Below are 14,415 nucleotides of genomic sequence, written 5' to 3' on the forward strand. Positions count from 1 at the left end.
ATGGACATAACCAACCTGGATTTCCAGCAGGCCCGCATCAAGCAGGTGCTGTTCAAGTCGCGCCTGCGTTCCGTGCTCTACGGGGTGCGGGAGGCAGACGACGCCCTGTTTTCGATGCAGCAGAACCCGCTGGGCGAGTGGCTGAACACCATCGTAAAACCGAAGTACGGCGCCTACCCCGAGGTGCGGGAGATTGAGCGGGTGCTGCAGCGGATGCTCGATTCCGGGCAGGCATTGGTGCGCCAATACCAGCGGGGGCAGCTGGAGGAGTCGCGCACCGGCCTGGAGCAGATTGACGGCTACGCCGACCAGATTGTGGCACTCCTGCAGAAAATGGAGCAAAGCAGTACCGCCTAACCAAACTTCTATCTGGCTATCTGATGCTTATCTACGGTTACAAAACCACTCATCTGGTCACTAAACCAGCCGCTGGTTCCTGTCCGGTATGTGCTACTTGCGGGGCGCTGCAGCTGAGTGTATTCGGGCGGTATGCGCATATCTACTGGATACCCCTGGTTCCGTTGGGCAAAGGTGGCCAGTCTGCGTGCAGCAACTGCCAGCAGGTAGTACCAGCCAAACAGCTTTCCCCGCAATTGAAGCAGGAACTGCAGGAGCTGAAGAGCCAGGTACGGGCTCCCTGGTGGCATTTCGCGGGCCTGGCTTTGCTTGCTGTGGGCCTCGGGCTGGCCCTGATAGGTCGCAGCAACCAGCATACGGAAAACCTCTCCTTCATACAGCAGCCGCGCGCCGGCGACGTGTATCGGATTCGCACCAAAGACGGCAATTACTCTTTGCTGAAAGTGCAGGGCGTAAGCGGCAATACAGTCCGGCTGCTGAGGAATAACTACGAGACAAGCAAGGTGACGAGCTTGGAAGGGCTGAACAAGCCCATAAGGTTTGCCAGGGAGCCGATGGAGCTCACGCTTCTCGACTTGCAGATCATGGTTGAGAAAGACGAAATCATGGACATAGAGCGTCCGTAGCAGGCACTGGCTGGGCCTCACCGGGCCGGGCCCTCCCACCGGGCCAGCGCCGCGCGGTGCTCCTGGTAGATCCGGTCCAGCAGCACGGAGTCGGGGCCGGTTACCAGGAAGATGGCGGTGCCCCGCTCCCGCGCAAACGGGTTGATGATTTCGCCCACCTGCCGGAGGCTGCGGCAGTGCCCGGCCACGCCGCCGGGCATATCGTCTTCTACCAGTATCAGCTGCTGAAACGGCTTGGTGGGCCGGGCCGGAAACCAGTGCAGATACGACCCGTTGAAGCTGTTGGCCGGGGGCAGCGGGCGGTTGCGGTTGTAGTAGTTGATGGCACCCGCCTGGCCGTAGTTGTCGCACTTGATGAGGGTGTGGGCACGCGTAGCGGCAGGCAGCGCCCGATACGTCTGCCACACCTGGTCGGCCAGCTCCTGCCAGCCCAGCATATCGGCAAAATCCTGGGGCAGCACATGGTCTACCCCGTCTTCCCAGCGCAGCATACCCACGCCCCGATACTGCTCGCCCACCACGCGCATGTAAGCAGGTGGATAGAGCGTAAACAGAAACGGCAGAAACGGCAGCATAAGGAGCACCGGCAGTACCAGCAGCGCCGGCCGCCATACCTGCGGGTGCCAGCGGCGTGCCACCCATTGCTCCAGCCACAGCGCCCCAAACGAAAACAGTATTGGGTAGTAGCCCAGCGCATAGTAGCTCTTGCCGTGCAGCACCGTCAGCAGCAGCAGGCCGGCAATGTAGAGCCAGCCCACGGCGCGGTAGGGCCGTAGCGGCCGGTACCACAGCAGCGCCAGCAGCCCGCCCCCCCAAACCCACACCGCCGGAAAGCACATCAGCAGCTGGTCTTTCCAGAAATCTGCCACCGACACGTTTACCAGCTGCGAGTCGTGAAGCAGAGCCATGTGGTGCCAGAACGGAATACCGTGCGCCAGCTGCCACACCAAATTTGGGAGCCAGAGCAGCAGTGCCAGCCCGGCCGCGCCCCACAGGTGGCGGCTGGCCAGCAGGCGGCGCTGCGGCGTAAGCAGCAAGGCAGCCAGCAAGGCGGCGGCATAGAAAATGGTGGTGTACTTATTCAGCATGCTCAGGCCCAGCATGGCGCCCAGCCCATAGAGGTAGCGGGGCCGGCCAGTCTCGATATGACGGACCAGCGCATAGCTGCTGGCGGTAAAGGCCAGCACTTCAAACGAGTTGGGCTGGAACAGGAAGTTGAGCCGGGCATAGGCCGTGATAAGGTAACTGATGCTGGCCAGCGCCACAGCCCAGCCTCCCCCACCCAGCTTCAACACCAGCCGGCCCACCAGCCATATCGTGAGGCTACCCCAGAGAATCGGCCAGAACTTCACCCAGAACCAGCTACCGCCCAGAGCCATGGTCAGCCAGCTTTGCACTGCCGTGAGGGGTGGCACTTCCAAGTAGCCCCAGGCCAGGTGCCGGCCGTAGTTGAGGTACAGGTATTCGTCACGGTGCAGCTCGTAGGCGCGGCTGGCCAGCACGTAGCCGGACACAAACTTGAGCAGCGCAAACAACGGTGGCAGTAGGCGAGAGGGTTTCATGCCCTAATATAGCCGCTTGCGGATATGCAGAACCCGGCACCGGTTTTCAGAGCTCTGGCGGCCGTCGTTGGCTCACAACTCCTCCGGCAGCCGGATTTTGTGCAGATATTCGTTCAGGCCGCCGGGGTGCTGAAACAGATGAATAAACAGAATGTGCTCTTCGTCCTGCACGCGCCATTCCTCCGCATAAAAGTCGCTGAGCGCATAGAGGCGCAGCGTAAAGCTGTCTTCGCGCCGCTCGGCCAGGAAGTGGCCATAGCGCCGCAGGCAGTCGGCCTGCTGGCCCATCGGGAGCTTTTTGAATACGCGCAGATTCATTGATAGCCAGGCAAACCCGAAGATACACCGGTCTGGTTCCGAAATAGCAGTGGCAGGGTGGCATATTACTCCACCAATCACCTCCTACCTTCGCGGCATGAAGACAATTCGATTTCCGCATCCGCTGGTGTTGCTGGTAGGGTTTATTCTGCTGGCCTGCCTGCTGAGCTACGTGCTGCCCACCGGTGTATTCAGCCGCCACCCCGACGCCGCCACCGGCCGCGACGTAGTAGTAGCCGGCTCCTACCACCGCGTGCCGGCCACGCCCGTCAGCCCGCTGCAGGCCCTGGTTGATATTCCCAAAGGCATGGTCGATGCGGCCTCGGTCATTTTTCTGGTGTTTCTGGCCGGCGGCGCTTTCACGGTAGTGGACCAGACCGGCGCCCTGCGCAGCGGCGTCGACTGGCTGCTGCGGCGGTTTCAGGGACGTGAGGCTGTCGTCATTCCCATCATTTCGGTGCTGTTTGCCACCATGGGCGCCCTGGAGAATATGCAGGAGGAGATAGTGCCGTTGATTCCGGTGCTCCTGATTCTGATGCGGCGCATCGGCTACCCGGCCCTCACGGCGGCGGCCGTCAGCATTGGCTCGGCGGCGGTGGGCGCGGCGTTCAGCCCCCTGAATCCGTTTCAGGTGGGCATTGCCCAGAAGCTGGCGCAGCTGCCGCTGCTGTCGGGCGGCGGCTTCCGGCTGGCGTTTCTGATGCTGGCTCTGGCCATCTGGATTGCGGGCACCGTGCGCTACGCCCTGCGCCACCGCGTGCCGCCCGAAGCCAGCGCCGCCGCCGACCCAGCCGCCCTCACCGAAGGCCGCAACCACGGCCTAGTACTGCTGCTGCTGTTCGCGGCTTTTGCCTTCTTCGCCTACGGCGTGCTCAAGCTGGGCTGGGACTTCGAGCAGATGGCAGCCCTGTTTTTCGGGCTCGGCGTGGTAGCCGGCCTCATCGGCGGCCTGGGCCTTACGGGCACCGCCGAAGGCTTCCTGGCCGGCTTCCGCGACATTGCCTTCTCGGCGCTGCTCATCGGGTTTGCGCGCGCCATTTTCGTGGTGCTGGAGCAGGGACAGATCGTCGATACCATCGTCAATGCGCTGTCGGCACCGCTGGCGGGGCTGCCGGTTACGCTTTCCGCATTGGGCATGATTGGGGTGCACACCGCCCTGCACCTGCCGGTGCCCAGCGTGAGCGGTCAGGCTGTGCTCACCATGCCGCTGCTGGTGCCCCTCTCCGACCTTATCGGCCTTTCGCGCCAGGTGACGGTGCTGGCCTACCAGTACGGCGCCGGCCTCTGCGAGCTGATAACGCCCACCAACGGCGCGCTCATGGCCATCGTGGCGGCCTGCGGTGTGCGGTTTGATCAGTGGTGGAAGTTCGTGCTGCCGCTCTATCTGCTGCTGCTGGCCCTGGGCGCCGTGGCGGTGGTTGTGGGCATTGCGGTGGGGCTGTAGCAGCAGAGCTATCATTGCGAGCAGCGCGAAGCAATGATAGCTCTATCTGCAGAAAACGACTCTAAGCAGAAAGCCCTCCGGCGTTAGTGTACCACACTACTGCCGGAGGGCTTTGCTGTAAGGAAAGTGTCTGCCACGAGCGAAAGGATTGCGTCGTCCTTCGTCCGCGCAATGACAGTGGCCAGCTTAATCCGGGCGCAGCTCGTCGGCGCGGAAGATGCGGGGCAGCTTGCGCTTGCGCTCCACAATCTGGTAGCTGGCCGTGTCCGACTGCTCATCCCAGAACACGTCGCTCACCACACCAAAGTGGCGGTAGCGGCCGGGTTCGGGCTGCACTTCCTCCACGGCGTCGCCGAAGCTGAAGGCCGGCCGGTGCAGGTGCAGCTCCCGGAACAGTTCGGGCCGCACCAGAAACTGCTGCTCGTCGTAGCGCAGCGTAATCCACTCGCCGTCTTCGTCTTCGGCAATTTTCTCGAACAGCTTGCCCACCGGTTCCAGCCACTCAAACGAGCGGCGGTTGGCAGGATGAATGTAGCGGAAGCCGTAGTCGGGCGTCCAGGGATACAGGCCGTAGATAACGGGTTTGGGTCGGGGCACTTGAAGAGAATGAAAGGCTGATTAGGTACGGAATGAACGACCTTCCAAAGGTAAAGGCTCCCGGACAATCCCCCCACGCCCCTGGTTTCTGCCCGCCTGCTTTGTGTTACCGGCTGCTCCTTACTGCCCAGGGCTAGTTTTTCACCACCCGCCGCACGAACGTGCTGCCGGCGGCGTAGCGCACTTTCAGCACGTAGGCCCCGGCAGGCAGCGTGGCTATGTCCAGGGTCATTACAGCCTCATTAGCCGAAACCAACCGGCTCATCACCACGCGGCCCAGGGCGTCGTGCAGTGCTACCTGCTCGGGGCGGCTGGCGGCGTCGAGGCGCAGGTGCAGCTGGTCGTGGGCCGGGACTGGCCACGCCTCGGTGCGGGGCGCCTGCCGCGCCGCGCTGGCGTGCAGCACGCTGGCATCGAGCAGACGGGCCAGGGCGTAGTTGGGCTGGTTGCTGCCCACCGGAGCAATCTGTCCGCCGACGAGCAGGGCGCCATCGGGCTGCACGGCCAGTGCCAACACGATATCATCCGGACTCATTGGCGTGTTGAAGGAGGCATCGGCGCTGCCATCGGGCAGCAGGCGCACCAGGCCCGAAGACGCCGCGCTGGAGCTGAAGATGGTTCCCCCGACCAGAATGCGGTTATTCGGCTGAATGGCGGCCGCGTTCAGAACCACAACATTGCCCGCAATGGCGGCGCTGAAGGTGGGGTCAGGCATGCCGGTGGCAGACAACCGGGCCACCGAGCTGGTTGATACCCCGCCCATCTGGTCGAAATAGCCGAACACCAGCAGCCGGCCATCGGAGTAGCGGCGCAGGCCATTGATGGAAAAGGACTGGCTGCCCGACGTCACGGCCGCAAAAGATGGATCGGTGCTGCCACTGGGAAGCAGCCGCTGCACTACCGGGTTCTGGTAGGAGCCCACCACAATACGGCCATCGGGCTGCACCAGCAGGGCGGTTGGGTTGAGGGTGGCCGCGGGCTGAAACGAATTGTCGATACTGCCAGTGGGCAGCAGCCGCTGAAACGAGCGGAACGTAATGCCGGAGCTGCCCGGCACCACCAGATTGCCCGCTACTAGCACCCCACCATCGGGCTGCAGCGCCAGGCTGGTTATGGAATTGGTATTCAGAGTGCCAATACGCACCAGTGCAGGCATAAAGCTGGCGTCGCGCATGCCGGAGCTTTCCACCCGTACCAGCGACGTAACCGGCAGGCCATTATAAGTGGTAAACCGGCCGGCCACCAGGGCTTTGCCATCGGGCTGAAGCACCACCTCCGTCGGGTAGCCCTGCGTGATAGTGCTGGCGGCGGTATAGGCGGCATCCACGCTGCCATTGGCCAGCAGCCGGGCCAGGCCGCGCGCGGCACTCCCATTGATTTCCGAGAAGGCTCCTACTACCAGCAGCTTCCCGTCGGGCTGCTGCGCAAAGTCCTCCACCTGCCCGGCTGCCTGCAGGGCCGGGATGGGAAAGGTGGTATCGAGGGCGCCCGTGGAGAGCAGCTGGTTTACGCCGGCCGGCACCGCCGACACCGGTCCTCCCAGCACCTGGGGCGTACTTCCAACCAGCACCTGCCCCCCGGCCAGCAGCTGCAGCGAATACACCGACGTGCTGTTCTCGGGCGTGGCGGACACGCTCCAGGTGGGGTCGAGGGCGCCAGTGGCCGTGAAGCGAAGCACGTGGCCGGGCGGCGGCACTCCATCCCCAAAAGCCGCCAGGATCTTACCATCGGGCTGTACCAGCAGCGTGGCCGGCCCACCCGAAAAGGCCGGGCGGACTCCATAGTTCACCCCAGTAAAGGTGTTGTCGAAGGCGCCCGTGGCGCTAAAGCGCACCAGCGTCTGGGTTACGCCGGGCACCAGGTAGGTGCCGTTGAACGTAGCCGCCAGAATCCTGCCGTCGGGCTGCACGGCCACCGAGCCCACAAGGGCAGTAGCGGTAGTGATGGGGGCAAAGGTCAGGTCGAGGGTACCGTCGGCGTTGAAGCGCGCCAGGCCGCTGCGGGCCCGCCCGCCCGCCGTCCGGAACGAGCCGCCTGCCACCAGCTTGCCATCGGCGGGCTGGCGCACCACTACCGGCCCAAAGCCGCTCAGAATCAGGCCACCGGCCGTATTGGCCACAAACGGCTGGTCCAGCGTACCGTCTTCGTTCAGGCGCAGGATACCGGCGGCGGCCTGCCCGGCGTAGTTGGTGAAGTTGCCGGCCACCACCACCTTCCCATCGGGCTGCACCAGCACCGACGATACGCGGGTCAGGGAGCTGGGCTGCACCCGAAACGCCGGGTCGGGCAGGCCCGAGGGCAGCAGCCGCACCAGTCCGTAGTGCACCTGCCCGTTCAGCGTGGCTGGCCCAAACAGCGTGACGAGCACGCGCCCAGCCCCGGCGTCGGTGAGGCCCTGCGGCAGCCAGCTATAGTCGGCGATGTTCAGCGCAAACGTCGCGTCGGGGGTGCCTGTTGCCGAGTAGCGCAGCAACGGCTGCAGGGTTTTTACTCCGTCGGCCCGCACCAGGTCGTTGCCCAGCACCAGCCGCTCGCCGGTGCTGAGCTGCAGCGCCTGGAGCGCCGTAGCGGGCTGGTAGATCTGCATGGGCCCGTAGCTGGCATCCACCTGGGTTTGGGCACAGACCCTGCTGAAAGGCAGCAGCAGCCCGCACAGCAGCCACACACGAGGCCAGCTCGATAACCGAGTAGTAAGCGTTTGTTTCATAGGATATTGAAAAATGAATGGAGGATGGATTGCGCTCTAAAGCTACTGCGCTGGATTAGCAGAGTCCGCTCCCGCGCAAAAGGTGGCATTGCGTCCCGGAAAATCGGCGGCGGAAGGCGTCTCCGGCAGCAGGTGGCGCAATGCCCGCCCCGCCCTCTGGCCCGGCTGGCAGCCACCTGTTCAACAGAGCTTACATATTCAGGATCAAATATTTATAACGCAAAATATAACCCCGTACCGGTTTATCGAGTTTAACCCCCGCACTCTCCCCTGCCAGTGCTGATTTCTTTTCCGTTTACCATGCCTCCCATTTCTTCTCCGCCTACCTCCACCCCCACGCTGCAAGCCGGCATGGGTGCCCTTCCGCACGACCACGGTACTACCTTCCGCGTGTGGGCCCCGGCCGCTACTGCCGTTTCGGTGGTAGGGCCTTTCAACGACTGGAACGCCACTACGCACCCGCTGCAGCACGAAGCCGACGGCTACTGGGCCGCCGATTTTTCGGACCTGCCGGCCGGCACCGAGTACAAGTTCGAGCTGACTACGCCCACCGGCAAGCTTCTCAAAAACGACCCCTATGCCCGCCAGGTCACGCACTCGGCCGGCAACTCCATCGTGCCCGACCACAGCTTCGACTGGGAAGACGACCAGTTTGAGATGCCGGCTTGGAACTCGCTGGTCATCTATGAGCTGCACGTGGGCACCTTCAATGTGAAAGACCCCGAGCAGCCCGGCACTTTTCATGATGTGATTGAAAAGCTGGACTACCTGCGCGAGCTGGGCATCAATGCCATTGAAATCATGCCGCCCACCGAGTTTCCGGGCGGCCGCAGCTGGGGCTACAACCCCTCGCACCCGTTTGCGCTGGAAACCGACTACGGCGGGCCGCAGGCGTTCAAGGAGCTGGTGAAACAGGCCCACCGCCACGGTATTGCCGTCATTCTGGACGTGGTCTACAACCACTTCGGGCCCGGCGACCTGGACTTATGGCAGTTTGATGGCTGGCACGAAAACGATGGCGGCGGCATCTATTTCTACAACGACTGGCGCGCCGAAACGCCCTGGGGCCACAACCGCCCCGATTACGGCCGTGACCCGGTGCGGGCCTACATCCGCGACAATGCCCTGATGTGGCTGGAAGACTACCGCGTGGACGGCTTGCGCTGCGACTCCATCTCGCACATCCGCAACGTGGATGGCGCCTCCGACCCCTCGCGCGACCTGCCCGACGGCTGGAGCCTCATGAAGTGGATCAACGAGGAGGTGCAGCGGCACATGCCCTGGAAAATCATGATTGCCGAGGATCTGCAAGGCAATGAGTACATCACGCGCCGCCCCGAAGACGGCGGCCAGGGCTTCTCCAGCCAGTGGGATGCGGCTTTCGTGAACATCGTCCGCGACGCGCTGGTGACGCCCGAAGATGCTGACCGCGACATGAACCACGTGGCGGACACCATCATCGGTGTGTACAACGGCGACGCCTTCCAGCGCATCATCTACACCGAAAGCCACGACGAAGTAGCCAACGGTAAAAGCCGCGTGGCCGAGGAAATCATGCCCGGTAGCGCGCACTCGTGGTTTCCGAAGAAGCGCGCCACGCTGGGCGCGGCGCTGGTGTTCACGGCCCCCGGCATCCCGATGATGTTTCAGGGCCAGGAGATGCTGGCCGATGGCTACTTCTCCGACGACTTGCCGCTGCAGTGGGAGCACGCCGAGCAGCACGCCGGCCTCGTGCACCTCTACCGCGACCTGATCAAGCTGCGCCGCAACCTGGCCGGCCACACCCGCGGCCTGCAGGGGCAGTACACGGAGGTGCACCACCTCAACAACGACGACAAAACGCTGGCCTTCATCCGCCGCGACCAGTCGGGGCCCGGCGACACCACCGTGGTGCTCTGCAACTTCGCCGACCGCTCGCACGAAAACTACATTATTGGGCTGCCGCGCGGCGGCCATTGGCGCGTGCGCTTCAACTCCGACTGGGCCGGCTACGACCAGGAGTTCGGCAACTTCGAGAGCCTCGACACGCTGGCCGAGCCCGGCATCTACGACGACCAGCCCTTCCATGCCTCGTTCGGGCTGGGCCCGTACTCGGTGCTGATTATTTCGCAGGAGCCGTCGTAGCGCAGGTTCCGGGCTGCATTATAAAGAGGTTCGGGGCGGACGGTTGTTCGCTCCGAACCTCTTTTTTTCATCCGGCAGCGGCAGCAGAAACTCCCCGGCTTCCCATATCTTGCCGCTCCCACCCACTTTCTCCTTCTACAATGCAAGTTCCCGCTTCTACTCCTGCCCCCATTGCTCCTGATGCGCTTCTGGTGGAAGTGGCCTGGGAAGTCTGCAACCAGGTGGGCGGCATCTACACCGTTATCCGCTCCAAGGTGCCGGCCACGGTGCAGGCCTGGGACGACCGGTACTGCCTGATAGGTCCCTACTTTCCGCAGCAGGCCCAAAGCGAGTTTGAGCCCTTCGACGACTATCAGCTCTCCACGCTTTCCGACCGGTTTGCCGGGGCCGTGCGCGAAATGCGCAAGCTTGGCTACGAAGTGCATCTGGGCGTCTGGCTCGTAACGGGCCGCCCGCGGGCCGTACTCATCAGCCCCTACCAGGCCTACCCGCAGCTGGGCCGGATCAAGTCCGACCTGTGGCACCATCACGGTATCCCGACCCCGGAAGCCGATGACTTGCTGCACCAGGTAGAGGCTTTCGGGCATCTGGTAAAGGAATTTCTGAAGATTCTGGCCGCCGAAGTAGTGCCTCCGCAGCGGGTGGTAGCGCACTTCCACGAGTGGATGACGGGCGTGGCCATTCCGGCCCTGCGCCGCGAGCAGGTGCCGCTGCACCTCGTTTTCACGACGCACGCCACGCTGCTGGGCCGCTACCTGGCCATGAACGACCCCAATTTCTACGAGCACCTGATGCTGGTGGACTGGGAGGCCGAAGCGCGGCACTTCAACATCGAGACGGCCGTGCGCATTGAGCGCGCTGCCGCCCACGGTGCCCATGTATTCACTACTGTGAGCGAACTGACGGTGCGTGAATGTATTTATCTGCTCGAGCGGATTCCGGATGCGGTGCTGCCCAATGGCCTCAACATCGAGCGGTTCGTGGCGCTGCACGAGTTCCAGAACCTGCACCAGCAGTACAAGGGCAAGATCCACGAGTTTGTGATGGCGCACTTCTTCCAGAGCTACTCGTTTGATTTGGACAAAACGCTGTACTTGTTCACGAGTGGCCGCTATGAGTACCACAACAAGGGGTTCGACCTGACGCTGGAAGCCTTGGCCCGCCTCAACTACCGCCTGCAGCAAAGCGGATTGGAAGGCAACGTGGTGATGTTTTTCATCACGAAGCGGCCCTTCCACAGCATCAATCCGCAGGTGCTGCAGAGCCGCGCCGTGCTCGATGAGGTGCATGCCACCTGCGAAGCCATTGAGCAGCAGGTAGGCGAGCGGCTCTTCTATGCCGCCGCCGCCAGCACCGACCATCGCCTGCCCGACCTGAGCAGCATGGTGGACGACTACTGGAAGCTGCGCTACCGCCGAACGCTGCAAAGCTGGAAGACCACCAACCTGCCCCCGGTCATCACCCACAACCTCGTCGACGACGCCAACGACGACATCCTCAACTTCGTGCGGCGCGCCAACCTCGTCAACAACCAGCACGACCGGGTGAAAATCGTGTACCACCCCGATTTTGTGTCGCCGACCTCGCCGCTGTTCGGCATGGAGTACGGGCAGTTTGTGCGGGGCTGCCACCTGGGCATTTTTCCGAGCTACTACGAGCCCTGGGGCTACACGCCGCTGGAGTGCGTGGCGCGCGGCGTACCGGCCATCACCTCCGACCTCTCCGGCTTCGGCGACTATGTGATGCAGAATGTGCCGGCCCACGAAGACAAGGGCATCTATGTGGTGCAGCGTCAGGAGAAAAGCTTCGACGAGTCGGCTGAGGAGCTGACTGAAATTCTGTGGCAGTTTGTGCTGCTCAACCGCCGGGAGCGAATCATGCAGCGCAACAACGTGGAAAGCAACGCCGAAATCTTCGACTGGAAAAACCTGCGCGTCTACTACGACCGTGCCTACGCGCTGGCCCTCGAACGGCAGTAGCCACGCGGCTGCAGCACCGTCTACTGTCACCCAAACCTGGCCTCCGGAGCGGAGGCCAGGTTTTTTGTTGCCGCCGTGGCCCGGCACTCTGAGCGGCGGGATGACAAAAATCAGCCGGGCAGGTGCGGCTGGTCATGGGGCCGGGAGGAGCAAAAGGCCACATTTAAGCAGGCATTCGAGCGCCAACAGGGCGCCAGCGGCCCGTTTTCTTTTTCCTCCCTTTTGTTCTGCTACTGGTATGGCACACGAAGCGTATGCACTGTTTTTTCGGGACCTGGCCAACGATAAAGTCGCACTGGTAGGGGGCAAGAATGCCTCGCTGAGTGAGATGTTCAACCGGCTGACCCCGCAGGGTATCCAGGTGCCGAATGGCTTTGCCACCACGGCCGCCGCGTACTGGCTGTTTCTGGATGAAAACCACCTACGCGAACCCCTAGCGGCGCTGCTGGCGCAGGTAGAAGCCGGAGACTTTGGCAACCTGCAGCAGGTGGGAGCCCAGGCACGGGCGCTGCTGCAGGCGGCCCGGCTGCCCGCGCCGGTGGCCACGGCCATCTGCCAGGCCTACCAGGAGCTACGGGCCGGCTACCCTGTCGAAATTCAGGTGGCGGTGCGCAGCAGCGCCACCGCCGAAGACCTGCCCACGGCCAGCTTTGCCGGCCAGCACGACTCGTTCCTGAACGTGCGGGGCGAGCAGGAGCTGCTGCAAGCCTGCCAGCGCTGCTTCGTGTCGCTGTTCAACGACCGGGCCATCAAGTACCGCCTCCAGCACGGCTTCGACCATCTGCGGGTGGCCCTGTCGGTGGGCGTGCAGACGATGGTACGCTCCGACCTGGCGTCGGCCGGCGTGGCGTTTACTATCGAACCCGAAACCGGCCACGAAAACCTGATGTACCTGACCGGCAGCTGGGGCCTGGGCGAAAACGTGGTGCAGGGTGCCGTAAATCCCGACGAGTTTTACCTGTTCAAGCCGGCCGTGCGCAGCGGCAACCAGGCACTGGTCAGCCGCAAGCTCGGCGACAAGGCCAAAACCATGGTCTATGCCCAACCGGCCGGCGCAGAAGCGGGCGGCATCGAAAACACAGATACTCCGGCCGAAAAGCGCGCCACCTTCGTACTCACCGACGCCGAAGTGGAGCAGCTGGGCCGCTGGTTTGTGCAGATTGAGGACCACTACGGCATGCCCATGGACATTGAGTGGGCGAAAGATGGCCTTACCAACACCCTGTACATTGTGCAGGCCCGCCCCGAAACCATCCACCACGGCAGCAAAGCCCTGCGCCTGCACGAGTACCACCTCACCCAGAAAGGGCCGGCGCTGGCCACCGGCAAGGCTGTGGGCAGCCAGATTGCCGCCGGCATTGCGCGGCTCATTGCCTCACCGGCCGAAGGCCACCGCCTGCAGCCCGGCGACATCCTCGTGACGGACATCACCAGCCCCGACTGGAACACCGTGCTGAAGAAAGCGGCCGTCATCGTCACGAACAAAGGCGGCCGCACCAGCCACGCCGCCATTGTGGCGCGCGAGCTGGGCCTCTCGGCCGTGGTCGGCACCCTCAATGCCACCGACAGGATTCAGGACGGCCAGCGCATCACGGTTTCCTGCGCCGAGGGCGACGAGGGCCAGGTATTTGCCGGCGAGCTGTCCTGGCAGGAAACCGACCTCGACTTGGCGCAGGTGGCCCTGCCCCGCACCAGCCCGCTGCTCATTCTCGCCGACCCCGACCGGGCCCTGCAGCTGGCCCGCTACCCCAGCCAGGGCGTGGGCCTGATGCGCATGGAGTTTGTCATCAACAACACCATTCGGGTGCACCCGATGGCGCTGGTGGCTTTTGACACGCTGCAGGACGCGGCGGCCCGGCAGGAAATCGAGCAGCTCACGGCCCACTACCCCAGCAAGCCCGAGTACTTCGTGGACAAGCTGGCCCAGGCCATTGGCTTTGTAGCGGCGGCCTTTTACCCGCGCGAGGTGATTGTGCGCCTCAGCGACTTTAAGACCAACGAATACGCCAACCTGCTGGGCGGCCGGCAGTTTGAGCCCACCGAAGAAAACCCGATGCTGGGCTTCCGCGGTGCCTCGCGCTACTACAGCCCCCAGTACCGCGAAGGGTTTCGGCTGGAGTGCGAGGCCCTGCGGCGCGTGCGCCTGAACATGGGCCTGACCAACGTGAAGGTGATGGTGCCTTTCTGCCGCACCGTGGCCGAGGGCCGGCAGGTGGTGGCTCTGATGGAAGAGTTTGGGCTGAAGCGGGGCGAGCAGGGCCTGCAGGTGTATGTGATGGCCGAAATTCCGAGCAACGTGATTCTGGCGGAGGAGTTTGCCGCTGTCTTCGACGGGTTTTCCATCGGCTCCAACGACCTCACCCAGCTCACGCTGGGCATCGACCGGGATTCGGCTATTGTCAGCCACCTCTTCGATGAGAACAACGAAGCCGTGCTGCGCATGCTGGCCCAGGTCATCCGAACGGCCCGGGCCTGCGGGCGCCCCATCGGGCTGTGCGGGCAGGCCCCGAGCGACTACCCCGCCTTTGCCCGGTTCCTGGTGGAGCAGGGCATCAGCAGCATTTCCTTCACCCCAGACGCGCTGCTCAAAGGCCTCGACAACATGGTGCAGGCCGAGCAGGACCTGGCCCGCCAGGCCCCCACCGCCGAAGCCGTGCTGGCCGTACCCGCCTGACCGGGATAGCGCCGGCCTGCCCGGTCC

General features: G+C 63.5%; 10 protein-coding genes. 6 read left to right on the forward strand and 4 right to left on the reverse strand.

The window, feature by feature from the left end; translation table 11 throughout:
- On the forward strand, positions 1 to 357 hold the full coding sequence (locus IC231_RS15810) for a hypothetical protein (protein ID WP_190785462.1): 357 nt from the start codon (positions 1 to 3) through the stop codon (positions 355 to 357).
- A gap of 23 nt (positions 358 to 380) precedes the next feature.
- A complete protein-coding gene (locus IC231_RS15815; protein WP_190785463.1) occupies positions 381 to 983 on the forward strand; it encodes a hypothetical protein in 603 nt (200 codons plus the stop codon).
- 17 nt (positions 984 to 1,000) lie between these two features.
- Here the strand turns inward: IC231_RS15815 and IC231_RS15820 are convergent, their stop codons facing one another.
- Both IC231_RS15820 and IC231_RS15825 read right to left on the reverse strand, forming a co-directional pair.
- Positions 1,001 to 2,545, reverse strand: a complete 1,545-nt coding sequence (locus tag IC231_RS15820; RefSeq protein ID WP_190785464.1) for a glycosyltransferase family 39 protein — start codon at positions 2,543 to 2,545, stop codon at positions 1,001 to 1,003.
- Positions 2,546 to 2,617: 72 nt separating this feature from the next.
- Positions 2,618 to 2,863, reverse strand: a complete 246-nt coding sequence (locus IC231_RS15825) for a hypothetical protein (protein WP_185889325.1) — start codon at positions 2,861 to 2,863, stop codon at positions 2,618 to 2,620.
- A 97-nt stretch (positions 2,864 to 2,960) separates the two neighbouring features.
- Between IC231_RS15825 and IC231_RS15830 the strand changes: the two genes are divergently transcribed.
- On the forward strand, positions 2,961 to 4,307 hold the full coding sequence (locus tag IC231_RS15830; RefSeq protein WP_190785465.1) for a YfcC family protein: 1,347 nt from the start codon (positions 2,961 to 2,963) through the stop codon (positions 4,305 to 4,307).
- A gap of 186 nt (positions 4,308 to 4,493) precedes the next feature.
- On the opposite strand, the gene IC231_RS15835 is transcribed toward IC231_RS15830, so the two are convergent.
- Positions 4,494 to 4,904, reverse strand: coding sequence for a DUF6960 family protein (locus IC231_RS15835; RefSeq protein ID WP_190785466.1), 411 nt, complete (start codon positions 4,902 to 4,904; stop codon positions 4,494 to 4,496).
- Positions 4,905 to 5,037: 133 nt separating this feature from the next.
- Positions 5,038 to 7,611 (reverse strand): T9SS type A sorting domain-containing protein, encoded by a 2,574-nt coding sequence (locus IC231_RS15840; RefSeq protein ID WP_190785467.1) that lies wholly within the window; start codon positions 7,609 to 7,611, stop codon positions 5,038 to 5,040.
- A gap of 300 nt (positions 7,612 to 7,911) precedes the next feature.
- Here IC231_RS15840 and IC231_RS15845 point away from each other — a divergent pair, with 300 nt between their 5' ends.
- The 3 genes from IC231_RS15845 (at position 7,912) to ppsA (ending at position 14,388) form a co-directional block, all read left to right on the forward strand.
- Positions 7,912 to 9,735 carry an alpha-amylase family glycosyl hydrolase gene (locus IC231_RS15845; protein ID WP_211539109.1) on the forward strand — a complete coding sequence of 608 codons (1,824 nt, stop codon included), beginning with the start codon at positions 7,912 to 7,914 and terminating at the stop codon, positions 9,733 to 9,735.
- Positions 9,736 to 9,875: 140 nt separating this feature from the next.
- The gene (locus tag IC231_RS15850; RefSeq protein WP_190785468.1) at positions 9,876 to 11,714 is read left to right on the forward strand and encodes a glycosyltransferase; all 1,839 of its coding nucleotides are present in this window, start codon (positions 9,876 to 9,878) and stop codon (positions 11,712 to 11,714) included.
- Positions 11,715 to 11,952: 238 nt separating this feature from the next.
- A complete protein-coding gene (gene ppsA, locus IC231_RS15855; RefSeq protein WP_190785469.1) occupies positions 11,953 to 14,388 on the forward strand; it encodes a phosphoenolpyruvate synthase in 2,436 nt (811 codons plus the stop codon).
- Positions 14,389 to 14,415 lie beyond the last annotated feature (27 nt).

Origin of the sequence: Hymenobacter duratus (assembly GCF_014698995.1) — a bacterium.
GTDB lineage: Bacteria > Bacteroidota > Bacteroidia > Cytophagales > Hymenobacteraceae > Hymenobacter > Hymenobacter duratus.